20 protein-coding genes are annotated in these 26,285 nt (G+C 60.0%); 6 read left to right on the top strand and 14 right to left on the bottom strand.

Annotated features, from left to right (window positions below; all coding sequences use genetic code 11):
* Window positions 1-2 precede the first annotated feature (2 nt).
* From tssG to tssB, 12 genes are all read right to left on the bottom strand, one after another.
* The gene (tssG, locus tag P3T42_RS35455; protein ID WP_429308640.1) at window positions 3-1,130 is read right to left on the bottom strand and encodes a type VI secretion system baseplate subunit TssG; all 1,128 of its coding nucleotides are present in this window, start codon (window positions 1,128-1,130) and stop codon (window positions 3-5) included.
* Window positions 1,127-2,941 (bottom strand): type VI secretion system baseplate subunit TssF, encoded by a 1,815-nt coding sequence (tssF, locus tag P3T42_RS35450; protein WP_429308639.1) that lies wholly within the window; start codon window positions 2,939-2,941, stop codon window positions 1,127-1,129. Before tssF ends, tssG begins: the two co-directional genes overlap by 4 nt.
* A 9-nt stretch (window positions 2,942-2,950) precedes the next feature.
* Window positions 2,951-4,597 carry a type VI secretion system protein TssA gene (tssA, locus tag P3T42_RS35445; protein WP_429308638.1) on the bottom strand — a complete coding sequence of 549 codons (1,647 nt, stop codon included), beginning with the start codon at window positions 4,595-4,597 and terminating at the stop codon, window positions 2,951-2,953.
* Window positions 4,598-8,332 (bottom strand): ImcF-related family protein, encoded by a 3,735-nt coding sequence (locus P3T42_RS35440; RefSeq protein WP_429308637.1) that lies wholly within the window; start codon window positions 8,330-8,332, stop codon window positions 4,598-4,600.
* Entirely contained in the window at window positions 8,329-9,489 is a 1,161-nt protein-coding gene (locus tag P3T42_RS35435) for a hypothetical protein (protein WP_429308636.1), read from the bottom strand. Before P3T42_RS35435 ends, P3T42_RS35440 begins: the two co-directional genes overlap by 4 nt.
* A 110-nt stretch (window positions 9,490-9,599) precedes the next feature.
* Window positions 9,600-9,848 carry a PAAR domain-containing protein gene (locus tag P3T42_RS35430; protein WP_429308635.1) on the bottom strand — a complete coding sequence of 83 codons (249 nt, stop codon included), beginning with the start codon at window positions 9,846-9,848 and terminating at the stop codon, window positions 9,600-9,602.
* A gap of 204 nt (window positions 9,849-10,052) precedes the next feature.
* Window positions 10,053-10,373, bottom strand: a complete 321-nt coding sequence (locus tag P3T42_RS35425; protein WP_429308634.1) for a hypothetical protein — start codon at window positions 10,371-10,373, stop codon at window positions 10,053-10,055.
* Between the two features lie 242 nt (window positions 10,374-10,615).
* Complete coding sequence (locus tag P3T42_RS35420; protein WP_429308633.1) at window positions 10,616-11,269, bottom strand: hypothetical protein; 654 nt, start codon at window positions 11,267-11,269, stop codon at window positions 10,616-10,618.
* 22 nt (window positions 11,270-11,291) lie between these two features.
* On the bottom strand, window positions 11,292-13,922 hold the full coding sequence (locus tag P3T42_RS35415; protein ID WP_429308632.1) for a hypothetical protein: 2,631 nt from the start codon (window positions 13,920-13,922) through the stop codon (window positions 11,292-11,294).
* 38 nt (window positions 13,923-13,960) lie between these two features.
* The gene (locus tag P3T42_RS35410) at window positions 13,961-16,294 is read right to left on the bottom strand and encodes a type VI secretion system Vgr family protein (RefSeq protein WP_429308631.1); all 2,334 of its coding nucleotides are present in this window, start codon (window positions 16,292-16,294) and stop codon (window positions 13,961-13,963) included.
* Between the two features lie 115 nt (window positions 16,295-16,409).
* Window positions 16,410-17,945 (bottom strand): type VI secretion system contractile sheath large subunit, encoded by a 1,536-nt coding sequence (gene tssC / locus P3T42_RS35405; protein WP_429308630.1) that lies wholly within the window; start codon window positions 17,943-17,945, stop codon window positions 16,410-16,412.
* A 76-nt stretch (window positions 17,946-18,021) separates the two neighbouring features.
* A complete protein-coding gene (gene tssB, locus P3T42_RS35400; RefSeq protein ID WP_429308629.1) occupies window positions 18,022-18,534 on the bottom strand; it encodes a type VI secretion system contractile sheath small subunit in 513 nt (170 codons plus the stop codon).
* A gap of 472 nt (window positions 18,535-19,006) precedes the next feature.
* Between tssB and tssK the strand changes: the two genes are divergently transcribed.
* The 6 genes from tssK to tssE all read left to right on the top strand — a co-directional run bounded on the left by tssK (window position 19,007) and on the right by tssE (window position 24,414).
* Window positions 19,007-20,356 carry a type VI secretion system baseplate subunit TssK gene (tssK, locus tag P3T42_RS35395; RefSeq protein ID WP_429308628.1) on the top strand — a complete coding sequence of 450 codons (1,350 nt, stop codon included), beginning with the start codon at window positions 19,007-19,009 and terminating at the stop codon, window positions 20,354-20,356.
* Complete coding sequence (locus P3T42_RS35390) at window positions 20,353-21,141, top strand: DotU family type IV/VI secretion system protein (RefSeq protein WP_429308627.1); 789 nt, start codon at window positions 20,353-20,355, stop codon at window positions 21,139-21,141. Before tssK ends, P3T42_RS35390 begins: the two co-directional genes overlap by 4 nt.
* Window positions 21,141-22,907 (top strand): OmpA family protein, encoded by a 1,767-nt coding sequence (locus P3T42_RS35385; protein WP_429308626.1) that lies wholly within the window; start codon window positions 21,141-21,143, stop codon window positions 22,905-22,907. The genes P3T42_RS35390 and P3T42_RS35385 overlap by 1 nt, the downstream gene beginning before the upstream one ends.
* A gap of 113 nt (window positions 22,908-23,020) precedes the next feature.
* Window positions 23,021-23,506: an Hcp family type VI secretion system effector gene (locus P3T42_RS35380; RefSeq protein ID WP_429308625.1), complete on the top strand. Its 486-nt coding sequence runs from the start codon at window positions 23,021-23,023 to the stop codon at window positions 23,504-23,506.
* 138 nt (window positions 23,507-23,644) lie between these two features.
* A complete protein-coding gene (locus tag P3T42_RS35375; RefSeq protein ID WP_429308624.1) occupies window positions 23,645-23,971 on the top strand; it encodes a hypothetical protein in 327 nt (108 codons plus the stop codon).
* 11 nt (window positions 23,972-23,982) lie between these two features.
* The gene (gene tssE / locus P3T42_RS35370; RefSeq protein ID WP_074294243.1) at window positions 23,983-24,414 is read left to right on the top strand and encodes a type VI secretion system baseplate subunit TssE; all 432 of its coding nucleotides are present in this window, start codon (window positions 23,983-23,985) and stop codon (window positions 24,412-24,414) included.
* Window positions 24,415-24,470: 56 nt separating this feature from the next.
* Here tssE and P3T42_RS35365 read toward each other — a convergent pair whose 3' ends face one another.
* Both P3T42_RS35365 and P3T42_RS35360 read right to left on the bottom strand, forming a co-directional pair.
* On the bottom strand, window positions 24,471-25,049 hold the full coding sequence (locus P3T42_RS35365) for an NnrU family protein (protein WP_429308623.1): 579 nt from the start codon (window positions 25,047-25,049) through the stop codon (window positions 24,471-24,473).
* A 92-nt stretch (window positions 25,050-25,141) separates the two neighbouring features.
* Complete coding sequence (locus tag P3T42_RS35360; RefSeq protein ID WP_074294241.1) at window positions 25,142-26,212, bottom strand: substrate-binding domain-containing protein; 1,071 nt, start codon at window positions 26,210-26,212, stop codon at window positions 25,142-25,144.
* Window positions 26,213-26,285: the final 73 nt, after the last annotated feature.

Genomic DNA, 26,285 nt, shown 5'->3' with positions numbered 1-26,285 from the left:
AATCAGGCAAGCGTCGCGAGGAACGGGTTGAGCCCCGGCGCAGGAAATACTTCGTAGGCGCCGAGCGGGATCGTGATGAGGCGCTCGTCGTCCGAGGGCAGCACCGTGGTCCACGACAGGCGCGGCGCCGGTCCAGCGCGCTCAGGCGACGCCGGCAACGTTGCACCGAGCCTGGGCGCCGGCACGTGCTTCGACGACACTTCCATGCGCAGAAACACATCCGCCTTCGTGCCGACGTACAGGCGGATGAAGGCCATCAGCTCACGGTGCAGCCACGCGCCGGGCAACAGGTTGTGCGCCTGTTCGGCGCTCGCCGGCCGCAAGGTCACGCGTGCGGCGCGACTGCGATACTCGATGCGACTTCCCAGCACATAGCCGCCTGCAAGACCGCGGCGTTTGCCGTCCTCCTGCGGCGCATGCCTCGCGCTGCCGGTCGACGTCAGCGGCTTAGGTGCGCCCGCGCCCTTTAGCGTCGGATAGAACTCGTCGACACGCACCTCGACGCCAGGCACCGCCAGCGCGACGACACCGGCAAGACCTTCGGGCGTGCGAGTGCGCTGGATCAGCAAACCCAGTAGCGCAAGGACACGCGAATCCGGCAGCCCCGCCCGCGCCGGCTTCTCCCCCCAGCCGAAACCGGCGAGACTCAACAGCTTGCGGGAATGCCCATCGGTACCGCCGGGCCGGAAACCGATCGGATAACGGTACTTCTTCCATGCGCGATACAGCAGCGTCACGATGCGGTGATTGAACTGGTCGAGAAAGGCTTCGAGCGCTTCATGCCCCTCCTCGCGCAGCGCGATGTCGTCGATCATGTGCGAAGGCATCGCGGCATCCACGCCGTAGAGACCCATGAATGTCGTGCGGATTGCCGGCGCCGCGTTGGACCCGAATGCGCCGGAGCCGTCATCCAACTCGACCGACGACACTTCACCCGCGGGAAAGCCGAGGCGCGGACGCGGACGGAATCGCACCGGCTCATGCTCCAGCGTGTCGCACTCACCGAAGCCGGGATGATCCGGTACGCGCACTTCGAGCAACTGGCACAACTGCATGAAGCCCATCGTCGGCGCGCGCGCCAGCAGCGAGGCAACGAGCGGTTCAAGATTCGGCAGGTCGCATGGATTCATAAGGGGGAACGCAGCGCCTTGCTGCGCGGCCATGCGGTACGTTGCTGGGAGGGCAGGCTCACAATCGCGAGCTTCGTGAACAGGTTGATTTCCGCGTACAGCGCGAAAAACCGGTGCAACAGTTCACCGAACAGCATCACGTCGCCTTCACCGGCAAACGCGTGAGAATCGAGCGTCACTTCGATCAGCACGCCCCGCTCCACCGAACCACCGGACACCTCCTCAAGCAGTTCTTCCGACACATGCAGGATGCCCGCGAGGCGCCGGCGGTTCAGTTCGTCATCGCTCCAGTCGTAAAGCGCCAATGCACCGCGCAGCACTTCGGCGTCCATCATCGACAGGAAGTTCGGCGCGAGGTGCGATAGCACCCGCCACTGGAAGCGGTCGCCGGTGGGCGGATAGAGCGGCAGTGTGGGCGCCGCCAGATTGCGCACGCCGGCAACGTTCGGCGTGCTTTCGCCCAGTTCGTCGATGCTCGCTTCGCGCAGCCCCTTTCGCGGCAGCATGCCGTTCGTGCCCGTCACGCGCAGCGACAGGCTTTCCTCCGGCAGATCCTCCATGGTTTCCCACGCGTGGCCGCCGAGGATGATCCACGTGTCGTGCAGACCGGTGACGCCCGGACGCACCCGGGTGTGGAAATACCGTTCAGGCGCCTCGTGCCGCAGCATGCCGCCGCGATGCCGGAACGTGGCGAACGGCACATACTCGTAGCGCTCCGCGCTCTCATGGTCGAACGATTCGACCGCGTCCACCGAGTAGGTTTCGACGTGTTCACCCTGATGGCCGGCAGGCACGACGCGGTATTCCGTTTCGTGATGGTCGACCGGGATCGACTCTGCATCGAGCGTGAACAGATTGATCACGGGCGTGCAGTAAAGCCGCACGTTGTCGGTTGTGAAGCGCTGGTCGGCGGGATAACGATGCGTCAGCAGGACCTCGATCTCGAAGCTCGTTGCTTGCGCCGGCAGTTTCGCGACGTCCAGACCGCACAGATCGACGAAGAGAAACTTCTCGCGAAACGTGAAATATTCGAGCAGCAGTTGATAGCCGGAGAATGCGGCCTCCGCTTTTGGCCAGAGACGTTCTTCCGTCGTAAAGCCCGCCGGTTCGAGGTACACGCTCGCGAGCGGCACGGCCTCGCCATCGCGCACCTCGGGAATGCGCCAGGCGACCGAATCCACCTGGCGCGTCAGCGCGAGGTGCATCGCGAACGCGGTCGGCAGATCCGCGTTCAGGTAGAGACGCAGTCGCGACAGATCGGTTGCCTCACGGCGTGCCGAGTCGTCGATCAGGAAACGCAGGCGAATGAGCGAGCGGCCGTCGTGGCGCACCGTGGGACCCGCCTCGGCAAGTCTCAAAGGCTGCAGCGCGACCGACTGCGTAGTGCGATAGACGCACTGCACGGTTTTTGGCGTTGTGCCTTGCGCACCGGAGGCGACCGGTGTGGGAATGGGCGCTGAGCGTACCGGCACGCCGGCAGGAACGGTTTCCGTCTTCTGCAGTTTTTCGTCGAGCGGCATCAGTTCGACCACCGATAGCGACGGAATCATGCGCAGGTAGTGTGGCCACAACAGGCTCACCAGCCCTTCGGTCAACTCGGGCAGTTCGTCATCGAGCTTCTGTTGCAGACGCCCCGTCAGGAACGCGAAACCCTCGTACAACCGCTCGACGTACGGATCGCGATCGCCGACGCGATCAAGATTGAGCATGCGAGCGCGGTCGGGATGCGCTTTCGCGAATTCCTTGCCGGCTTCACGCAGGTAGCGCATCTCGGCTTCGTAGTACCGCAGGATCGGATCGTCGTGGTCCATGGAATGTTCTTATGACAGGGTCAGCATGCGTGCGGGATCAAGCACGGTCAGCTCGCCCCGCAGTTGTTCGATACGGCGGCCCAGCGCCGGCTTGTCCGCATCCTTGCGGTTGCCCATCGACGTCAGCGCCTTGAGCAACTGATGTTTCACCTCGAAGGCGAGCGCAGGTTCCCAGCGCACGAGCGGCACCGTTTGCGCGGCGGCGTCGAGTTCGGCAAGGAGCGGCAGCGCGGTATCCATGCGGCCAGCGTGATCGGCGAGACGCGCCATCACGAGGCGTTGCAGGTAGCGCTGGCGTTCGGTTCGGAGACCGGGCAGCATTTCGAGCCATGCGAAGGCCGCTTCGAGGCTCTGGCTTGCGACGATGTCCCGCGCCTGCGCCTCGATCTCGGGCCAGTCGCCGGCGGCGCCGTCTTCGTTGTCCGCCGACACCGGCAGCGGCGCAACCGTCTCGCCGGCTTCGAGGTCGCGCACGACCGCGTGGCGCGCGATCCACTCGAGCGTGGCGTCGTCGGAAAACGGCGTACCGTCGTTGAACGCGAGCCGTTCGATGCCGGGCAGACGTTCCAGGAAGAGTGCGAAGTCGGCCCGCAGCAGTTCGCGCCAGGTGTTGTACGGCGTGCCGACGTGATCGAGCGCCACATGCTGGAAGTACTGCAGGTCGAACCACAGGTGATTGACGCCTTCCATGAACGCCCCTTCGACGCGTTCGAGCAGCTCGTGCCATTGCTTCTGCAGCACCAGCCGTTTCATCTGCTGACGCAGTTCGCTGCGTGGCGGCACGAGGCGGGTGCGCGACTGGCCGTCCGCCGGTGGAACCTCGTGCAGCGTGTCCCAGCGTACGGTGCGCACGAGCCGCGCCGACGGCAGGTAGCCGTTTTCCTGATCGCGCAGGTAGCTCGCCATCGTACGCGTCTGTTCGAGCAGGTCTCGCGTGGAGGAGACGGTGCCTGGAACTGCCGTTGAATCGGGTGTGGCGCGCGATGCTGTGCCGGTGCCGGACTCGGCACTGCGTGGCGGTTCGTCGTGGCGTTCGAAGCGGGCCACCAGCGGCTGCAGGTTCGGGCGCGCGGCCTCGGGCCACTCGCCGGTGCGCGTGACGAGCAGATCGAGCGCCGCGATCGCACGTTCGAGATCGGCCGGTGCGAACTCGTGGTGGCTCGCTAGTAGATCCACCATGCGGGTGGCCGCTAGCCATTCGAGTGCGCCTTTCTTGGCTTCGGCACGCGCGGGGAGCAGTGAGATGCCGAAGCGGTCGACTAGCGCCGCGGTCAATTCGAGGCCGTCTGCGAAACCCGCCGGGCCGTCCTGGCGCAGCCTGGCGAATGCGTAGTAGCCCGCTACACGCAGGTCTTTGCCGACCTCCTTGAGCAGTTGCTCGCAGGAGCGCACGATCAGTGCATCGTCGATGTTCGAGAGTTTGGTGACCTCGTCTTTTAGCGCGAAGAAGGCGTCCTCGTAGCCGGGGTCTCGACCTACGCTGCGAAGCGAGTCCTCTTGGGGGGCGCTGCTGAGGACGTTGTTTTGGGGTGCGCCAAGCGGAGCCAACGCGTCTTGCAAAGGGGCTAGCCATGGTCCCCATGTGTCGAGGCGCTCGCGTACCCGCTGCTCCAGGTCTTGCGATGGGAACAGCCTTTTGAGGAGTCCGGATAGCATTTACTCAAACTCCGGCAGCGCACCATGCGGCAGCGGCACGGCGGCGTGTTTGGCCGCCGCGACCGCCGAGGGCGGCAACGGCGGTGGACCTACCCGCGCGGGCTTCTGAGTCCCTTTCGCCGAGGCCGTCACGAAGATGCGTCCCGGTAGGGTGAAATTGCGCAAGACGAGCACGTCAAGCGGGCCCGCGCCCGCTTCGCTACGCAGTTGCACACGCAACGGTGTCCCGATACCGGATTCCGGCGATGTATGCGGCGCTGTCACGCTGGACGGTGACGCGTTGTCCGCTTTAACCTTGACTGAACCGCCTGATCGACTATCAGCGAGAGGAGTACCTTCCAGCGGACCCTCGCCGTCATCTTCCGGCGTCGCGGACGTACTGCCGGCCGAATGGGTGGGCTCTCTTGCGGTATCCGGCATCCAGGTCAGCAGATACCGCGCACTGTCCTCTGGCGTCACCTTCGCACGTTCGAGCAGCCGGATGAAACCGAAGCGTCCCTGCATGTCGAGCGCCGAGCGCAATCCACCCTGTTCGGTCTGCCACTCGATGTGCGTGAGATTCTCAAGCGTATCGCCCGGCCACACAAACGGCGTCCACTCCTCCTTCTGGTTGAAGTAGTGCAGTTCGCGGCCAGACAGGACAAACTTCATGTCGATGACGCCGGGTGTCGGCACGGCGCGAAGCTCGTAGCGCACGTGTGCGTCACCGGATGGGAAGAGCACAGTCGAAACGCGCATGAGCCTGTTCAACCCGGCGAGGAACGCCGGATCGACGCTGAGTGCGTTGTGGTTCGCGCCTTGTGCCGGCACCCAACGGTCGCCTTGCCGCTCGACGATGCCCGCGAGTTGCGTCGTCACGAACTGGGCAATCACGCCATTGTCCAGTCGCATGAAACGCGCCATTTCGGGTAATGAGGCATCGTTATCCGAATCGGCGAACGGATAGCGGCCGCCGAAGGTTTTGTCCCAATCGGCGACGATCGAGGTGCGCCACGTGTCATTCAGGCTCGATGCCGCCGGTTGCAGGACAACCTGCCAGGTCTGGTCGAGCGGTGCTTCGAAGAGATCGCCGAAGCCCGCCCACTGTTCGCCCAGGCTCGCAGACACACGGCTGGCGTAGTCGCGGCTATCGGCGATGTCCGAGGTCTTGCCCTGCAGAACCGATTGCGCCGCGGCGCGCGACATTGCATCAGGATCACTGCCCATCATGATCTGCTGTAGCTTCAGGCGCATTGCGGTGACACGCTCCATGTAGCGCGGCACGCTCAGGTCGCCCGTCATGGTCATTTGCGCGGAGGCGTTGCCATTGGCGGGGGTGTTGCCAGGACCGACCAGATCGCTGCCGGCGAGGCGCAACAGTGGGCCGAATGCGACGGCGAGCGGGGCGGCGTTTTGTGACTTGGACTGGGCCTTTTTTAACGGGTCCTTTTCGTTTGTGCCTACCAGTTGCTGCGCCTTGTTAAGCAACGAATCGGATAGCGACTGTGCAACCACGCCCGTACCGGCCTGATATACGACTACGTTCATCAGCGCCGCGAGTGGCGAGCGTTGTGGGTCGGCGAGCACGGTTAGCTGGTCCACTGTGCCTGAAAGCGTGGCTGCCGGCTGCCATCTCAAGCTGTTGAGGAACTGCTCCCACTCGCGGGCGTAATCGTCGAAATAGCGTTGCCGTAGTTCTGCTTTCAGCGATGCTGTTGGCGCCGTGGTCGTTCGGGTGTCCGAGAGTACCCAGTCGCCTGTCACATTGCGCTGCTCGCTGGCGTCGTCGATTGCCTTCGAGATGCGCTCGTCCCACGCGGCACGGGTGAAGACGCCGGGCACCGTTGCTGTCGTGTTGAACAGGCCGCGGCTGCTTGTATCGCCGAGCAGTGTCGCTAGCGATACAGGGGGGTACTTGGGCTTTGCGTCATCCAGGATCTGCTGGTAGATCACGTCTGTTGAGTTCTGGATGCCTCTCACGCCGATCACAGTCTGGCGTGTAGCGCTCACCAGTTCCGCGTCAGGGATGATCGCGAGCGATGAGCCGTCCGCGCTCACGTGTTGTCCAAGGTGGTTTGCGTAGAACGTGATCAGATGCCGGCGCAAGTCTTCCCAGGCGCCGTTGCTCAGGGTTGAACGGAGCGGGCGTGTGGGGGCGCCGGAGTCGGTCAGTTCAGGTGTGAGGAACTTCGCGTCGGCGTGTTCGGGCTTCGCAAGCGTCAGATACGCCTTGAGCGTCGCGTATGCCGACTTGATCTGCGCGTCGCCGCCGCTTGCGATCTCTTCGTCCGACAAGGATGCGAGCTGGCGTAGGCGCTCTTCGAGCTTTAAGCGGATGGGTGCGACGATGATGCGGCTTGCTCCGCTTTCGTAGCTCGGCCATAGCGCGGCTAATAGCTCTGCGTCGCGGTTCAGGCCGAAACGCGTGTACCAAGGGGCGCCGTCGTGTTGGCGGAATTCGAGGGTATCGAGCTGCTTTTGCAGGGTGTTGAGTGTTTGGGCGGCCTGGGTGGGGTCCTGGACGGTTGAGAGGTCCGCAGTTGTTTCAGCGGCCGTCTGCATGGTCGATCGGTTGGTGAAGCCCGAAAGAAGGGTTCCGGTGATCCACAAGCTTACTAGAGCGGTGGCGATCCAGGCGGCGGATGTCGAGAACGAGAGGCCAACGCGACGGCCATAGGTACGCCGACTGTGCGTGGCAACGGTTTGCCATGCCCCTCGCACAATGGCTAACCCCTCATTCCCTTGGCCCTCTTCGCGATTTGGGCCGCCGTTTCCAGAGGGCAACCTAATGGCTCCCCGTTCATATTCCTTGAGCAGCGGAGCAAACAAGACGCCATACACCGGGTTTCGCCACATCGGCGACTCGCCAATCTGCCTCAGAAAACCCACAAGGGCTTCGCCGTACCGAACGATGTAGTGCGAAAGTTCTGCCGCATAGCGGTCAGATTGGTCCTTCGCGAGTCGAATCACACCCTCGTCAGCTAATTCACAGGAAAGCTCGCTTAAAGACCGATCGACGTCGGCCAGATCGACCCGACCGGTCCACACGCGACCGATAGTTTCGTCCAGCACCGAAATGTCGCTGTCGAATTCTGTCGCGTTCAACACGTAAGCAGGTGCGGCCCAACGCAATGCACGGGAGTGGCGCGCCAGTTGTCTCGCGGTATCTCCCGCGTCGAACGGCGGTCTGCCGGAAGCGCTCGACTGCACGACCGCCACAACCGCGTCCACGGGTTTTCTTCGTCGCAGACGCCGGATTTGATCGAGCCACGCCGTGTCGAGTCGGTCGTTCGTCTGCTTCGCATACAGCAAGACAACGTCGTCAGTAATTCTATATCGAGACTCGGCGAGTCTTGGGGCGAATCGCTTCACCAGCGCTTCGTCACCGACGACCAGAAGCCATCGGCTGCGGTAGCGCCAACGCCATCCATGACGCTCTCTTAGGGACTCTCTCAATCGCCCGCCGTGCAATGCCGCGAGTTCGATGTCGTCTGTGCCGGCGGAACCCTCTCTTGCAGCCGGATCACGCTCGTACAGCCCCTTCTTCCGGTCGGGTGCGGTTCGAGTGATGAATCTCCACAAGCCTGAAAGGTGCCCGCGCGCCAGTAGCATCACAACACCGATAAGCAATACAACGGTGATGCGCCAATAAGGTGAAGGATCGAAGCGATTTCCCCGGAAGTATGCGAGGACCGCCACGATAAGCGTAGTCGCGACTACGGCTATCGAGTACCCCGGAATGTTTCGTTTACTCATGCTCTTGTTTCCGACGTGCTTTTTTGTGTGGCGGGCTGAGCGACGGAGAAACGGAGGGTCCCTTCTCGCCACGCGATCAATTGCGGCTCGCCGTGCGTTGATGCATTTTCGATCGCCATCGCTGTAGCTAGCCATCCTGCTGCTGCGCCAGCATGGCCAAGCGCCAAATCTATATCGTGTACGCCGGACAGGTCTTCTTTTCGCGCGAGGCCAAGCAACGGATTCGGCGTACCTTTCAGTAGTGCAGATTTATCGGATTTTTCCAATCCGGTTTGCCATAGATCATTGATATCAGGTGCCGTCACATTGCCCCAAAGCAACGATGTGCCAAGTGCGTCTTCGAGCGAGGTCGAAATGACCTCCACCGGTCGATGAAGCATGGCGATAGGCGCCAAACCGCATCGCTGGGCCAGCGGTGCCCAGCCGAGCAACAAGGCAACGCCTGCTTCCGCGCTATTGTGAGGTGGCGTATCGTGCAACTGTAGGGAGACAAACAGCGCGACCCTCTCCAACTCAGGTCCTCCCCAGACATCCAGCCATTCGTCAAGCGTCATCAGACCGCGCCCATTTTCAACGAGCCGGGCTCTCGCCGCGCGTAGACCCTGTTCTTGCCAGCACACCCGCCATAGAACCAGCAGCATGTTTGCGTCCATGTCGCCTGGCAACTGCAAACGGACATCGAGCGGAACGTGGCTCGGAACCGTCGACACAGACTCATCGATCAGCTTCAACAACCTTTCAAAGGCCGACCGGCAACGCTCAACGCGTGTCTTGCCCGCAAGCCCATCCAGCGAGGTGACGCGAATGGTCATGGGCTCTTTCGACGATTGCGCTGCTAGTCCAACTGGTAAAAACTGACGCGCTTTCAGTAAGGTGTTGCCTTGGGAAAGTTGCCTTGCTGCATCGACACTGCCCATCGCACAGAGGTATGCATGGCCAAGCACGGCAAGGGGTTCGCTGGCAAAGCGAATCGCCTTCGCGCGATCCTCTTCCCGCACCGCATCTTCGGCTTTCAGCCGCTCCAATTCGTCGTCGTAGAGGTGCTTGCGCAACCCGAACACCACGCACCATGCCAGCGCGGGGAAAACAAACAGGCGTAGCCAGAACCAGGGTGTAGCCGTTGGTTCGGTCTTCGGCCACGTTAGCAGCGTGGACAACACACCAACGAGTATGAATACAGCGAAGCACACCGCCCAGATAACAGGTCGCGGCGGGCGGGGCGGTAGTTCGTCTGTGTTTGGGGGAGGCAATTGCACTGGCATGTTTTCTAGCGCAGGCTGGAGATCAAACGACAGCCACACATCGCCCGGTGTCCGTGTCGAGCGATAGGAACGCCGTCGTCTTGCATCTCCTCATCGCCTTCGATGATCAAGTTCGGCTGAATGTCGTGTATCGGACACGAAACTTCATCGCCTTTGCGGGCGACGAGTTGTCCGTCGAAACGCATACTTTGCGAAGCGCTGATTACCTTTCCACCGTGGTCAGTATCATCACCAAAACGTATAAGATCGATCATTTATTACCTCATTACTGAAAACGTGTTCGCATTTCGATAAAGCGGCCGCATGAAATAGTTATATCTCTGATAGCTTTAGTCCAGATCATGACTGCCAGTGCCTTTTGACATCCACATCGAAACCGCCAAGCACCTTGACAGATTCAATAATTTCAATTGCCCTTTTCGAGTCAGATTTTTATATGGAATCGAAAAAACTTAGGTTCACCCAAACTCCACCCTCGAAAATCTCACGCTCGATGCGAGTAATATTTTGTATTTCTCGATCGACTCCGCCTCGGATATCATCGATAAAAATTCAATCCTGCAATTACCTTGATCGATCCTCATATATCGATCAGGATTATTCATAACCACAACCGTTCGTTTGGCCAGCAACTTTTCCCACGTGCCTTCGTTGATGTCAGACAAACCCTGAAAATTAAATGTCTTTTTTGTCATTTTTACCAACACACAATGCCCCTCCGAAATAAAATCCACAACAATCCGAATCATCGATTTTTCGCCAAAATACGCATCGATCATCACCGGCTCGCGGAAGAGCAATATAGTCAGGCATATCAACTGATATCTTCGCCCCCTTGCGTTCGAACGCAAGTGGAGCCGCGCTTATACTCATAGACAAAGCACTCGGAAAAGTTAATAACTAACAATTAATATAATAAATACGTTCAAATAATTCACTTTTTATACCAGTCGGCATTTCCACTCCATTGAGGCTCCACGATGTGAGCAGATTAAGCCGTGCGCACGTCGCTGTTTACTCGTTATTTTTCCCTCGGTACAATATGTACACTTTGGACCAGACTAATCACATCTCTCGTTATTGCCTCCTGCATTTCCACTGGTGTGCGATATGCGAAAGAGAGATTCATTGATACCAAGTAGGTTGGCGTTACACGCAAAATCCTGATACCGTCAAAAATCCCCCGAGATCCGGATTGATCTTTCGCCAATTCCTTTTGTCGACCGATTAGCGTAATTTCGTCAATGCACCGAATATGGTTGAACGAAATTTTCCTGAATTTCAAGTAACCAGTTTGCAAAGGCGCTCCTTTAAATCTCCAATTCTTATTTTTATCCAGATAAAACCCATTATATGCCGCCGTTTCATCCAGTTGATCTACGCTGAGCATACTTACCCAAACACTGGCGGCATTGGTGTAATGCCCATGCAGATTGAACTCAAGATATATCGTGCATAAATTATCGTAAGCGAGTTTTTTGTTCGCTTCCGTCGATAGGTGAGTTACGTGCGCCTCATCGCTAAAATCGAAATTACATTCAGTAAATGTTGACCCAGATACATTCGAAGTAATCCCCGGACGTGCCTCACCATCATAAGCGAGAGAATCATTAGCCAACAAAGATGTCGCCGATATAAAAATCAAGACGAATGATGAGAATATAAAATTTTTCATAAATTCAGATTGACTATAAACGTCAGTGCGGACGTTGCGGGGCGTAATTAACGTTTCTAGTTTCGTTACCGTGCGTCAGCCAGCGACCGAGATATATCCCATACACAACGAAATTTAGATTTTGCGTGGCAACGCCGTCAGGAATATCGGAAAGAAAACGAAAAATGTAAGCGGCGTAGCCTTGTCGCTCGTTATAGCCGTTGACCCCACCATTGACAAGAACGCTTGTCTTACCAACAGTGTCAGTATTGAAGCCTGTGTCCACAAGCCGATTAATATTGCTTTGTCCGGTGTAGTGCTTGGTGACCCAAAAGAAACCGCCGCTATCACAAGCATTGAAGAGATCAGACGCAATCAGCGCTGGGTCGTATCGTGGCGCCCATTGCCGTCTGTCGTGGTGGACCGTGCCGTTGGCATCCGTTATTGGCCCTTGCCACTCATGCACCGACGTAGCGGAGATTGGGTCGAGGTGATTTCCCGTGTCGAGATAGGTCCCGGACAAATTCAGTGGCAGATTTCGAAACCTCCCATAATCCGAATAATTGCCCGCCCATGTGAGTTGCATGATGCCTCTTCCGTAGAAAGACGCGTAGTCATGCCCTGCGCCAAGGGTACCTTCTATGACAGTACCCATGCAGCCTGTTTCCGTATATACCTGTGCCAAAAACTGAGCGAGACGAATTGGTCGGTGAAGAATGTATTTTCTAAGGCATTTATTCAGCCACACCTTATAAGTATCAAATCGCGCACTGGCTGTCGCCCAAGTCACCCCTGCGGGTTGACGCGGTATCAGTTGCGCCAACTCGTTCGTGCTGTACCACCCGCACTTTCTAAACTGCTTGATGAATTCCCGTGGTTCGATATGCCACTGGTTAGCGTCCAGATCGAGCTTTCCATTCGCCCTAGCGACTTCCCAAAAACACAACGCTCGCACGTGTGCGATGAACTGCGCGTATTGATCTGCATCAAGGGTGGCGGCAGACGACTGGGCGGCGTCGCTCGCAGCCGGCGACTTAGGAACTTTCAGCCAGCCCCATCTCTGCTCCACATGATCGGATGCCCATTCGCTAGGAAATCGACACACGAGCTTGCTTAGACGTTCTTGCACGGACGCGTCTTGTAGAAGGCTCGTCAGATCAGCCGTGCTAAGGACTTGCTTTAACGTTTGTAAGGCGGTGGTGATATTGGTCTGAGTGTCGGGATTGGCCGCCAAAACCACCTGTTTTCCCAAAGCTGTGATCGCTCGGATACCCGCAGCTATTTGATCGGGATGAGTAGCCAACCATCCGGCAATCAACTGCTGATAAACCACACTCGAGTCGCAGCGTGAATCGCCATTCGTATCGTCATCGACGCGAGTCCAACCGAATGCTGGTGCGAAGTCTGCCTCGCTGAAGACATGAACGTCTGTCGCGTACAGGTTCACCCACCCCTCACCTCTCTGTCCGTCTGCATTCACATAGCTAATCTTTCGGAAATTGGAGTGAAAACCACCGGTATCTGTGTCGTTCGTATGTAAGTCGTCAGGACCGAGTATCCGCCCGAAGCGCAGCAATTCGTAGCCCGCGCTCGCGCAGTTTGGATAAAACTCCTTTGCTTGGGTGTAAAGGTTGTATTCGTCGTCGATCTGCGGCGCAGTTGAGCCTAGCAACGTACCGTTTGCCAAGTAGGTCGTTGTGACGCTGTCCTTATATAAACGCAGCCCCACAATTAGCGCTTTACCAGTCCGACTCACCGGGTGAAGGACTGGATTCGGCGTATCGTCTTCCTCCGAACTAACGTTGCGATCGTAGATTTGCGGCACGGTGATCTGCGTATCCACTGGAGTGGGGTGCGGTTTGGGATGCGCTATACGGCTCAGCTTCGAATTGAACCAAGTGGGGAATTGTTCCACTTTCTTTTTGTTAAGAACGGCAAGACGCTCAACCGTCGTGTTGAATTTTGCGGCCACGCGTTCGGGCGTGTCCGTTGCCGTCAATGTATAACTTTGTGCATCCGGCGTCTGCGGATTGCCGGCAAAGACCGGCTGTCCCGCGGGCAGATAAAAAAAGACGTCACCCCATACACGCTTCGTGTCTCCATCTGCTTGAGCCGGATCATATTTATTCTTGAGTCCCGGCATCATGAGACCCATGTTCGCCTCATCTGCGACAATTTCGAGGTGAATGCGGTCGGTTGCGCCGTTTATCGACCCCGCCCTGCCCAGTACGTCCTTTCGGTATATCGGACCGCCTACATCGGCTGTCACTGAAAGCTCGCGAAGATGCATATAGATCGAGTAGAAAACGACCGAGATACCCTCGCCGATCTCAGTGTCGTGCTTAATTACGATCACGCCGTCGTCTGTCCACTGCCCACGGTAGTTGAGCGGATGAGCAGTCAGCGCTGCAGGATCCGCAGGTTTTTTCGTCGGCGCGCGCTTAAAGCACAATTCACCATCGGCGATGGCTCGAACAGGAAGCGACCTGGCATCAATAACAGCTCCAACGTGCGAACCGCCATGCCAGCTCAAGTTGTAGCTGAGTGGAAACAGTCCGGAAACACCGTGTGCGCTGCTAACGGTTGGCATACATTTGTTAACAAAGATAGCGTCTTCGTCGGCAGTAGCGCTGGATGTTGATCCAGCAGGCAGAAACGGCGGGCTAATGATCATGATGAGATTTCAGGGCAATTGGGCACGTGAGCTTCCATTCATTCGGAGAAGACATATCCGCCCGCAGAGGGCAGCGAAACGTCAGGTCGTGTCACGAGCTTCGTATCTCGCATCATGGAGGTCGCTCCAACCTTGTCCCAAAAGGCGCACTTCTCCAAAATTTCACCAGGACTGCCGTTCACAATGCTGTCTGGCGTGATCTTGATGAACGATCCGCCTGCGCCGATCCAAACTTCCTTAGGCGAATACAGAATGAGTCTTCCTTCCGTGCTGGTGATCGTGATGTCCTTCAGCGCAGCGAGCGCCATTTCATCGCCCTGTGCCTGAATCTCCACCTTGCCCTCCGCGGCGAAGAGCTTCATGCCGAGCTTCTGCGCGAATAGCGATACAGCCTCGCCCGCAGCAACGGTGAACCGCTTGAGCACGCCTATGTCAGCATTGCCGCCAGCCGTTGTGATGAGGTTCTGGTTAGCGCTCATCTGAAGGTGACCACCGGAAACCAGGCCGATGCCTTCCGGTGCACTCACCAGAACGCCAGCCTTCTTCAACCCGTCCAGCGTGCCGTTTAGCAGTGCCTTCTGCTTGTCGTAGTCAGCCGCGGTCGCTTGCGCCGCCGAGGCGACTTCGGCAAGCGACTGCATCTGCTGGAGGGCCTGGTCGAGCAGATCCGTCGCGGCCTCCATGTCCAGTTGCTTGCCCGCTGTATCGGGGGCGTCAGCGGTAATCAGCACACCCTTGGGGCCGCGTACAGCCACATGTCCGCCGGTAGTGAGCTCCGCCCCCTGCCCCCGCTCCTTGCGGTCGCCGTTGACCATATGCCCAAGGTTCAGCTCACTGGTCTGAAACGGCGTGGTCAGGTGGATATGCTCGTTGCCTTCCTTGTCCTCCATGCGCATCTCGTTCTGCGCCGCGGTGCGGATAAGGTTCCGGGTGTGGTTCAGGTTGTTCACCAGATCCGGATGCAGGCTGTCATGCATCGCGCCGATAATGACGGGCCTGTCCGGATTCCCCTGCGTAAAGGTGATCGCGACTTCCGCCCCGTCGATCAGCGGGAAGTGGTGTCCGTAGTTGTCACCGCTGTACGGCTTCGCGAGGCGCACGGGTCGGCTGGTGCCGCCCGGGCTCCATTCGTCAAGGTCGAACGGCAGCTTGATCACATACCAGCCTTCCGGTGTCAGATACGCGCGGGTGTAGTCCCCGGGCGATGTGACACGCGCCGGCAGGATGCCGCTGATGACCGGCCGCGCCCACGGATCGACCGGTGTGCGCCAGACACGGTCCGACGGAATCGCGGTGAAGGTGTTCGAATACGTTTCACGCCGCCCACCGCTTGAAGAAACCGAGGTGATAAATAGACCATTCGGCGCGTCCTCGGGATTGCGGTCTAGTCGAAGTGCCTCGCCTGCTTCGATAGCAAAAGCGTTGCCCTTGCCCGTGTAAGCGACCTGCTGCGCCAGATGCGCCTCATGCCGAAGCCGGGCAATGCGCCTGCCTTCTTCCGGCGTCTCGTAGTGCTCACCCCAGCGGCAATCCACGGCGTTCGTGGTCCTGTCATCGCGCACCGCGTTCTCTTCGACAAGCAGCGACACGTCCGCCCGACGATGGTTGTAATCGTTCACCTGCACCGCTTCAGGCACACGCTGCATGTGACGCCTGAGCGACTTGACGGCCTCGGCCCCGACGCTGTTCAGCCCGGCATCACGCCGGAACGGCACGGTGCGCTGATTGCGCAGGTAAGCATCGAGGTCGTCACCGAAGACGATCACCTCGCGGTCCTTTGCCTGTTCGAACCGAAACCAGACACCCTCATCGGCACAGATGCGCTGGATGAACGCGAACGTGGTTTCGTCGTACTGGGTGATGTACTCGTGGCGCTTGTACTTCGCCCGCAGGTTGAACCTGAAATCGACGCCTTCGCGAAAGCCGTAGTGACGCAACGTGTCAGTAACGATCTCCTGCACCGACTGCTTCTGGAACAGACGGCTCGTGGTCGCGCGGTCGAGGTCAGCGGTGCGCGGCCTGATCACCAGCCTGTAGCGCGTCTCATCTACCGACGTCTCCAGCTCATCGAACTGCGTCACGATGCCGTGGATCGTACACGCCGGCGGCTTGTCGCTGAACTTCTCCGCGTTCTCGCCAAACATCCTGCGCAGATAGTCGGCATCCGGATCAATGGGATCGATCATGAACTTCGCGGGCCTACCCAGTACCTGATCCATCGGGATATCAGCCACAGGACTCGTGAACTCGATCTCGTACCTGTACAGGCGGCTGAGCGCTTCCTCGCCTTCAAACCTGAATACCGAGAACGGCGCCGGATGCGGCGCGAGCTTGACCTCGTAAGCCTGAGACGGCAAAACCATCGACCCCATGAACCACTCCCACAAACACGTATCACGCCAGCGATGACAAAGCCAGGACGCACACAAACACAAACACAAACACAAACACAAACACGCCCCAGCGACCTACATCACCCACGCCAGCTCAGCTTTTCGCCTTCGGCATCTGTGACACCAACGACAGCCCAATGTCCATCCCTTCCACCTGGAAGTGCGGGATGATGAACAGCTTGATGCGGAAGAAACCGGGGTTGTCCTCGATATCCTCGACGGTGACCTTGGCCTCACGCAGCGGATGGGACGCCTGCAGTTCATCGCCAGGATCTTTCATCTCCGTCACAAGCCCCTTAATCCAACTATTCAACTCAAGCTCAAGCAGACGCCGATCCTTGGTCGTGCCAATGTTCTCGCGCTGGATCAGCTTCAGGTAATGAGCGATGCGCGAGAGCAGGAAGATGTACGGCAGGCGCGCATTGATGCGACTATTCGCCGTCGCCTCCTTGGTCTCATACAACGCCGGTTTTTGCGCCGAACTGGCCGAAAAGAAGCACGCGAAGTCGTGGTTTTTATAGAACGACAGCGGAATAAAACCGAGGTTGGCAAACTCGAACTCGCGCGTCTCCGGAATCAACACTTCCGTCGGAATTTTCGGTTGAGCGCCCGTGCCGAGGTCGTACAGGTGAACCGGCAGATCTTCGACCTTGCCTCCCGCTTGCGGCCCGCGAATCTGCACGCACCAGCCGTTGCTCACGAAGCTGCGCACCATGTTGGCCGCAAACGCGAACGACGCGTTGACCCACAGATAGCGGTCGTGGTCCGGACCCTTCACGGCCTCTTCATAGTTAAAGGCACGCACCGGCGTGGTGCCCTTACCGTACGGCAGACGCCCCAGCACACGCGGCATTGTCAGGCCAACATAGCGGGCATCGTCAGTGTCTCTGAAGCTCTTCCACTTGATGTACTCAGCACGATCGAAGTAGTTGCCAATATCCTGGATCGCAGCGACTTCCTCCATCGACCGCTTGCCGAAGAAGGCGGGACCAACCGAACCGATGAACGGCATATGAGCGGCCGCCGCGACCTTCGAAATATTGCGCAGCAACGAAACGTCCTGCGGGGAATTCGCGAACTCGAAGTCGCTGATCATCGCGCTGATCGGCTGACCACCCGGCGTGTCGTATTCCTCGATATACGTGAGCCGGTACAGCCCGCTCTGGATGATCTCGGGCGTGTCTTCGAAGTCGCGCAGGAGTGCTTCCTTCGACACGTCAAGCACTTCAATACGCGTGTTCTTGCGGAAGTCCGTGCGACCCACGAGCATCTTGAGACCGCGCCAGCGTCCTTCGAGCGCCTGAAATTCGGGCGTATGCATGACGGCATCGAGTTGCCGCCCGATCTGCCGGTCGAGTTGACCAATGTGGAAGTCGAGCAGCGACTTGTCGAGCCGGTCCACCGGCTTGCTGGCCCTGCCGACCAGATCGAGGAATGCGCTCATTCCACGCGCCAGCCGCTCGTCGGCCGACGATTCGGAAAGCAGGTCGTTATCGCGGAACGCTTCAAGCGGGCGCGCCGTTGCGACGGGCCTCAGGTTGATCTTGCTGCACAATGACTCGTAGACGCTGTGACTTTCCAGCACGACGGTCTCGGTCGTGCCGCCTTGCTGGACTTCGTTACGTGACATGTTGGCTCCTATCGCTATGGACCCGCTGGGACTCGCGTTGGTCGTTGTCGGGGATGCAGTAAAGGCGGATCTGGCCTTATGCATGGCCTTCAGTCTGAGTCGCCACTGTCGCGATCTGCGCAAGCTCGCCGCGCAGTTGCCGGGACAGCACGTTGTCCTTCAGGATCTTCTCGAACTCCCGGCGAAAGGTGCCGTTGTCGAGCAGGTTCGACTTCAGGTCGCGCAGCAGATTGCGCATGGCCAACATGGCCTGCAGCTCGGGAATCTGGCGGGCGACCTGTTCCGGTTCAAAGTCCTTCATCGAGCGGAAGCTGAGCGACACCGGGAGCTCGGAGCCATCGTCGACAAGCGTGTTCGCTGCTGTAACCTTCAGTTGAGGCGAATAGTCCGACAGGACAGCGTCGAAGTTATTCTTGTCGATGTTGGTCTTCTTGCGCTCCGCAAGCGGCGCCTGCTCGTTGCTCGCGCTGAAGTCTCCCGCCACCAGCAGCTTGAGCGGCAACTCGACCTTCTTCTGGGCGCCGCCCGTGTGCAGATCCAGTGTGATTGACACTCGACTCTTCGGAATTTCTCTCTGAAAGCTGTCCATAGGTAGTCCTTGACTCAATGATCGCAGGGGTATCGCCGAACGTGTTCCTCACGACGCGGCGTCCGCCATTTCTCAATTCCGCCCTGCATTAAACACGGTAGTCCTACATAAAGTCAAAGGGTCATTTAATGGAGGAATGTCAAAATTTGTGACCGACGTTTTGGTTGACAATCCCCCATCTTTTTAAAGCAAACTCCAATGAAATATTGGGTCTTCCCTGCGCACGAGGATTCGCTCAAAATCCTTATCAGAAGCGACTCTTGCCACTTTACCCACTCACTTTCACACAGGCACATTTTGAAAATCCCATCTTTAAATTCAACGCACAAATGCCTATCGCATCGCCAATCTCTCAATTAATCCAAACGGCTGTTGTTTTGTATACCGAAGTAATTTTTGACGGTATACGAGTGCCCAACTGACGTATAAAATTCGCAATCCCTACCCCCTACAACACGGCGCACACCCCACCATGCGGATCGACAAACCGCTTTGGCACGAAGGTCTCATCCTCAGCCAGCAGCATTTTCAGCAGCAGGAAAAATGGACGGATTTCGTGCATCGCCAGTTCGCGTCGGCCGCGATTGCCGAGCCGTGGGGAACGCTCGGCGTCGGTATCGACGAGGAGGCACTCGTCAATCGGCGCCTGAAGCTGACAAGCCTGAAGCTCCGCTTTCCGGATGGCACGCTGATCGACACCTCGGTCAGCGATGCTTTGCCACCGGCGCGGGATCTAGGGCAAGGGCTGCCGGCCGATTGCCATACGGTTGTCGTCCTTGCAGCATTGCCGCTCGTGAACGCGACGGGGAGCAACTGCCGCTTCGATGAGACGACGCTCGCGCGACCGCGGCGTGCATACCGGGAGTTCGTGAAGGTGACCGATCTGAACGGCACCGGTGAAACCGAGATTGCCGCCGAGCGCCATGCGGTACGGCTGCTGTTCGACTTCGAGTCGCACGCGGACGACACGGTGTGCGCCATCGCGCGTCTCACGAGAAACACAAGCGGTCAGTTTCAGCTCGATCCTCTTTATGTGCCGCCTTGCCTGACGCTCGTTAGCCATCCACTGCATGTCGAACGTGTCGGCCGCCTCGCCGACATCCTGCAGGCGAAAAGCGCCGCACTGGGCGCACGCAAAAGCGAGCGCATCGAGGACGTCGCCGAATACGGCGTGGCAGATGTATCGCTGTTCTGGCTGCTGCACTCCATTCACACGTACTGGCCGCAGCTCCGGTTCTTCGCCACCCATCCGGGCCAGCCGCCCGAGCGCCTCTATACGACGCTGGCGCAACTGGCGAGTGTGCTAATGACGTTCTCCACCGGCGCGCAGCTCACGGATATCCCGCCCTACGATCACGCGCGCGCCGAGGAGACGTTTGCGAAGCTCGAGAAGTTGATCCGCGATCTGCTCGACGCAATCATTCCGTCGCGGGTCATTTCGATCGGCCTGACGCGCAAGAATCCGACCACATGGACGGGGCAGTTTTTGGACGAACGGCTCATCGCCGGCGCCGACTATTACCTCTCGGTCAACGCGGCAGTGACACCGTTCGAACTGGTCGAGCAGTTGCCGCGACTGTGCAAGATCGGCGCACCGGACGATGTCGAGCACATCGTCAACTCCGCGCTCGCCGGCATTCCGCTCAAGGCGGTTCAGCGCGTGCCGGCTGCAATTCCCGTGCGTCTGGACAACCACTATTTCGCACTCGACGCGAACCACCCGGCGCACGCGCGGATGCTGGACGCCCGCGCCTGCCAGATCTACTTGCCGACGGCGGTCCCAGAGGCGTCACTCGAACTCTACGCGGTGCTTCGACCATGACAACATTTGCCAACGCGCTGAAGGAAGCGCCACGACCCGATGGAAGCGCCCCGCCGCAAAGGAAATCCGCCTGGAAGATCGGGGCTCGGACGGGCGAGCGGTCTGCCGGAAGCCGCGCTCCGGGCGCCGGCATTCGCGACCTGCTGCGCGACACGGCGCTACAGGTCACGACCCTTTCGCAGGGTGGCAACGTCGAAGCGGTGTCGACGCTGCGCACGCGCTGCGAGCAACTGATGACGGCATTCTCGGCGTCGCTCGAACAGCGCGGCGTCCCAGCCGACGTGCGCGAGGACGCGCTCAATGCACAGTGCGGGCTGCTGGACGAGACCGTGCTGCGGCATCTGCCGGTCAAGGACAAGCCCGAATGGGATGCGCGGCCGCTGCAGGTCGAGCGCAATGGCCGGCATGATGCCGGTGACCGGGTATTCGACCGGCTGGCGGAGCGCATGCGCGAGGTGCCGCCGAACGTCGATCTCCTCGAATGCTATTCGGCCATCCTCGGGCTCGACTTCATGGGCCGGTACGCACGTGAAGGGGAAGCGAAGCGTTCCGCATTGATCGCCTCGCTTGACGCGCAACTGGAGAAGCTGCGTCCGGCCCACAGGCGGACCTTCATCGCCGATCGTCCTGGCTGGCGGCTCGCCGATTGGTTCTACCGGATCTCACCATGGGCGATCGCAAGTCTTGGCTGCGTGATTGCGGCGATCGTCTCTCTGGTCTGGGGCCACGCGCTCGATCTGCAGCTTGCCAACCTGCTGCCTACGCACCTGCCATCGAAGCCGTGATGTCGGATCTGCGCGCCCCGTTCCTCTGGTCGAAAGAGGTCCCCATGGGGGGCCTCGGTTACCCCTTTCGCACCATGGCGATCTTCGCGGCCGCACTCGCGGTCGCGGTCATCTTCGTCGTGTTGCCGGTCAACCGCGGCCTGGCGTGGACGCTAGCCGTCGTCATCATTCTGCTCACCGGCTTGCTTCTGGCGTTGCGTTCGCGCCAGATCGCGCGCGCACGCGATCAGAGTGCCCCGGTGCTGGCCGCACTCGGCGCCACGACGGCCGACCTGCCGGTCAGCCTGCGCACGCACATGCCGCTCGTACTGGTGACCGGAGACGCACTGGCTCAACTGTTCAATCGGACGGCCGAGGAACGGCTCGCCCATGTCGGCGACGGTGCGATCTGGCTGCGGGTGAACCGTCCACAGGACCTGCCGCGGCTCGCCGTGGCGGTCAAGCAGTGGCGCAACGGAAGGGCCGCCGACGGCATCGTGCTTTCAATTGCACCCGCCCTGCACGCCAGCCAGGACGCGTTGACGCAGATGCTGCGTATCGCGCGTCAGGCCGCGAGCGACACGTCGCGCATGCTGGGGGCTAGGCTGCCTGCCTATGTCGCGGTATACCAGCGCCTGACGAACGAAGGAAGTCTCCTCGCAACGAACGAAGGAAGAAAGACCTTCCCCGCCTCCGAAAGCCCACCCCGGTGGTATGGCGTGTCATCGGCCACCCAACTCACAGGCGCGCAGCGGTTCGAAGATGTCATACGCGCCGCCGAAGGCGAAGTCCAGCAAGCCCGTGGCGATGCACCGCCCGCGGCACGCGCTGCGGCGCTTGCCGCGGCAATCGGCTGGACGCAGCGAATCGTGATCGACGTACTAACCGACCGGCTACAGCCGGCCACACCGTGGCGCCTGTTCGGCGCCGGCTGGATCGATTGCGGCCCGGCGTGCGGTCCGGGTACGCCATGGGCGCGCGACGTCGAGGCGCAGACGCGCATCGTGCCGCCGTCAATGGCCGCGTCCCCTACCCCATGGCCACTGCCGCAGCCGTTGCTTGAAGCCCTGCCACGCAGACTGTGGATGTCGCCGCGCAGGGCGGCTCTCGCCCATGCGGTGGCGCTCGTCGCTTGCGCCGGCGCGCTGGCCATCTGGGGAGCGGCAAGGAACAACCAGGCGCTGCTCGCTCACATCGGCGCCGACCTTGGACGCTTCTCCATGATTCCCTCCGACCGCGACAACGCACGGCGCGACGCCTTGCAGGCACTCGTCACCGATCGCGACCAGCTCGACCGTTACGCACGCACGGGGGTTCCGATGTGGCTCTCGTTCGGCATGTACCGCGGGGCAACGCTGATGCCCGTGCTCAACGACGCGATCGCCTCGTATCAGCCGCCCGCTCCTCCACCGGCCGTGATCACGCTGGACAGCATGTCGCTCTTCGACAGCGGCGACGCCCAGCTCAAGCCGGGGTCGACCCGCGCGATGATCGGTGCGCTCGAGATGATCAAAGCACATCCGGACAAGCGAGTACTGGTGGCCGGCTATACCGACAACGTCGGCAACCCTGAGAGCAATCTGAGGCTATCGATTGCACGCGCGGGGGCGGTACGCGACTGGCTCATCGAAGCCTCTGGCATCGCCGCCACGCGGTTTGCGACCCAGGGCTACGGCGACACACACCCCATCACCAGCAATGAGAGCAACGCCGGGCGGGCGAAGAACCGCCGCGTCGAGATCACGCTCGTGCCCGACGCCCCGAACGCTGCGGCACCCCCACCATAACCCGCCAACACGCAACGCTTTAAACCCCGGAAGCACGATGGCCGCTTCGGGATCTCAAGGCTCGGGGGCACGCTCCGGGCGATGGTCGCAGTACCTGTGAAGGAGTGAAGAAGATGGCAATTCCCGCATACATGTGGATCAAGGACGACGGTGGCGCAGACGTCAAGGGTTCGGTTACGGTGCAAGGTCGCGAGGGCAGCGTTGAACTCGTGGCGTTCAATCATGGCGTGAACATCCCGACCGACAACAACACCGGCAAGCTGACCGGCACGCGCGTGCACAAGCCGATCACGCTTACGAAGGAAACCGACGCCTCGACGCCGTACTTGTACAAGGCCGTAACGAGTGGTCAAACGCTCAAGTCGATCGAGATCAAGTGGTACAAGATCGACGACGCGGGCAAGGAGAAGGAGTACTTCAACACGAAGCTCGACAACGTGAAGGTCGTGGCGGTCAATCCGAAGATGCTCGACATCAAGAATCCGGACTACGAAAAGCACAACCACCTCGAAGACGTCGAATTGCGCTACGAGAAGATCACGTGGTCGTACAAGGACGGCAACATCATTCACGCGGATAGCTGGAACGAGCGCTCGTAAGAGCCAGTCTCTCCGGAAGCCGGCACTGGCACAACGACCCCGCGTTGAAGGTGTGCCGGCCTTCGTTTCGCCGGTCGACCGCGCGTCGACTGGCGCTTTTTCGTTGTCCCCACAGGGGACTTCCTTCGGCCCACCTCCATGACGATGCGCGACTCCACTCACCTGCTTCGCAAGCTCAATCCGCATTGCGCGAGCGCGACGCTGATCCGGCAGCTGGTGCCCGAACTCGACCGGCATTCGGTGGAAGGCGAGCAGCAAACGGCGGAGAACCCTTCCATCTCGCAGGCCGCACTGTTCGACGCGATTCATCCTCACCTCGTCGCCCACTTTCAGCCGGCCGTGTCGCCGGAATTGCTGGCGCGGATGGCCGAGCAACTCATGGTCGACTTTATCGATCGCAACGATGCACCGGTTTCGGCCAACGCCTGCACCGACGATCCGGTTCCACCCGGCTTCAGCGCCTGAGAGAACACGCGATGCCACCCGGTCCTTCCCTGTACGACATGCTGCTGGGCCACATCGGCGGCGAGTCGCTCGACGCCTACGACGACAAGACGCTAGAGATCATGAGCGTCCAGCAAAACATCCGCCGCATTCTCAATACGCGAGCCGGAGCGCTCAAGCACTTGCCCGACTACGGCTTACCGGACCTCACGAATATCTACAAGGCGCTGCCGGCTTCGGCGCATCTGCTCAAGCAGCAGATGGAAGCCACGCTGCTGGCCTATGAGCCGCGCATCCGGGCCATCGACGTCGACTATATCGACAATGCCGACCCCGGCGTCCTCGTGAGCTACGAGATGACCTGTCATCTGAAGAAGGCCGGACTGGTGCGGTTCGGAACGTATTTTGAGCCACCGGGACGGATGCGAGTGGAGCGGGTGCAGCAGCCAAAGCCCGACCGCTGACCTCACACCGCAGACATCGCAGACATCGCAACGCGGGCGGTTGCTAGAGCGAAGAATCACCCTAGCGGCCGAACCCCGATCAACCACGCATGCAACCAGAACGCAAACACCGCCCAGGCCACCGCGCCGCCCACCACTGCGATCGCATCCTTCGCCAGTGTCCCAGCCGGATAAACCTGGCCTAGCGCCAGATCCCGCCGACGCCCGGCACGATAATCCAGCAGCGCCCACACGAGAAAGGCGCCAAACAGCACCACCGCGTTCAACGTGCCGTTCGCCAGCAGATGCGCGAACGCCCACAAGACCGCGCTCAAGGCCATCGGATGATGAACCCACGCCTTGAAATGAGTGGCAGGAATGTAAGCGGAAAGAAAGAGAATGAAGGCGATCAGCGTCAGCAGCGCAGTGAGGTGCGGCGCCCAAACGGGCGGCGCCCACAGTACGACCGGATCGCGCAGCGCGATGCCATAGCCCCAGATGACCAGCACCAACCCCACGGCAGAGGCCAGCGCATAGGCGCTTTTCCACCCCTTCTCGCCTAGCCGGGCGATCTGCCGTGTACGCCATGATTCGGCGAAGACTCGCACCGAATGTACGCCCAGAAAAATCACCAACCCCAGTACCAGTACCGACATGGCAAGCTCCTCGCGACGGGTGTCGACCGATGGCCGCGATTGTCGCTCAAGATACCGGTCCTGCCAATGACGGTTTCAACTCCGCTGCGGAATCACTCGGTGGCCGGAATCCACGCCGCGTTGGCTGCGTCGCTCGTACGGAAGGCCGGGAATTTGGCGCCCAGTTCGGCAACCGTCTTGATGTCGTTCTTCACGAGATCGTCACGTGTGATCAGGGTCGGCTTCACCACGATCTGATGGCCGGGGTCTTGACCCGCCACTTCCAGCGCGGCGGCGCGCACCGACACTGCACCCACTACCGCCGGATTGGTCGCGGCCGTGGCAACCCATGCGCTGTTCGGCGCGCGGATTGCCTCGATGTCCGCCGTCGAAATGTCCGCGCTATAGATACGGAGCTTCGAGCCGAGGTTGGCCTCGTTCGCCGCGAGCGTCGCGCCACGCGCGAATTCATCGTAAGGGGCGAACACCACGCGAATCTCCGGATGCGCACGGTATGCCGCAGCCGCCTGATTCGCCACCGACTGCGCGATCGGATTGTCCACCGTCCCCCAGCGCGCCTTCTCCTGTACCCCAGGATGCGCGGTCTTGAAGTCGCGCCACACTTCGTCGCGACGATCGAGCGGCGCGAAACCCGCCACGTAGACATAACCCGCGGCGAATGTGTCGCCGTTATCCTTCACGGCCTGATTCAGCAGCAAGGTAGCCAGATCGTGATCGCTCTGCTCGATTTGCGGCACCTTAGGGTTGTTCAGATTGACGTCGAACGCCACCACCTTGATGCCCTTGTCGAGCGCGCGCTGCACCACGTCCTTCAGCGACTCCGGCAAGCCGTGGTTCACGATGATGGCCGACACGCCCAGGCTGATCGCCTGCTGGATCTGCTCGCGCTGCTCGGCGGCGTCCTGCCGCCCCTCGTAGATGCGCAAATCGACGCCAAGCGCCTTGGCCTGCTTCTGCGCGCCGGCCTCATAGGCCTGGAAGAAGTCGCCGGTCGACAGGTAGTTGACCAGTGCGATTTTTACGCCGCCTTTGTTGAACGGCGCAGGGGCGCCTTTGAGCGGCTCCGCCTGGGTCGTCTGTCCCAGCAACACGCTTGCAGACAAGAGCGCCAATGCGCCGACCACGCGGCGTGCGCGGGACTGATGACGATTCAATGATTTCATGAGTATTCCTCAGCGCAGTATCTGAACGGTTTTTGTGAAGTAGCGAATCGAAGACGAGGCGTGAGTCAGTGAG

It is taken from the genome of Paraburkholderia sp. GAS38 (genome assembly GCF_050434965.1).
In the GTDB taxonomy this organism is placed as follows: domain Bacteria; phylum Pseudomonadota; class Gammaproteobacteria; order Burkholderiales; family Burkholderiaceae; genus Paraburkholderia; species Paraburkholderia phenazinium_A.
Note: the sequence above shows the minus strand (reverse complement) of the source record. Positions and strands in the feature narration are given on the sequence as shown.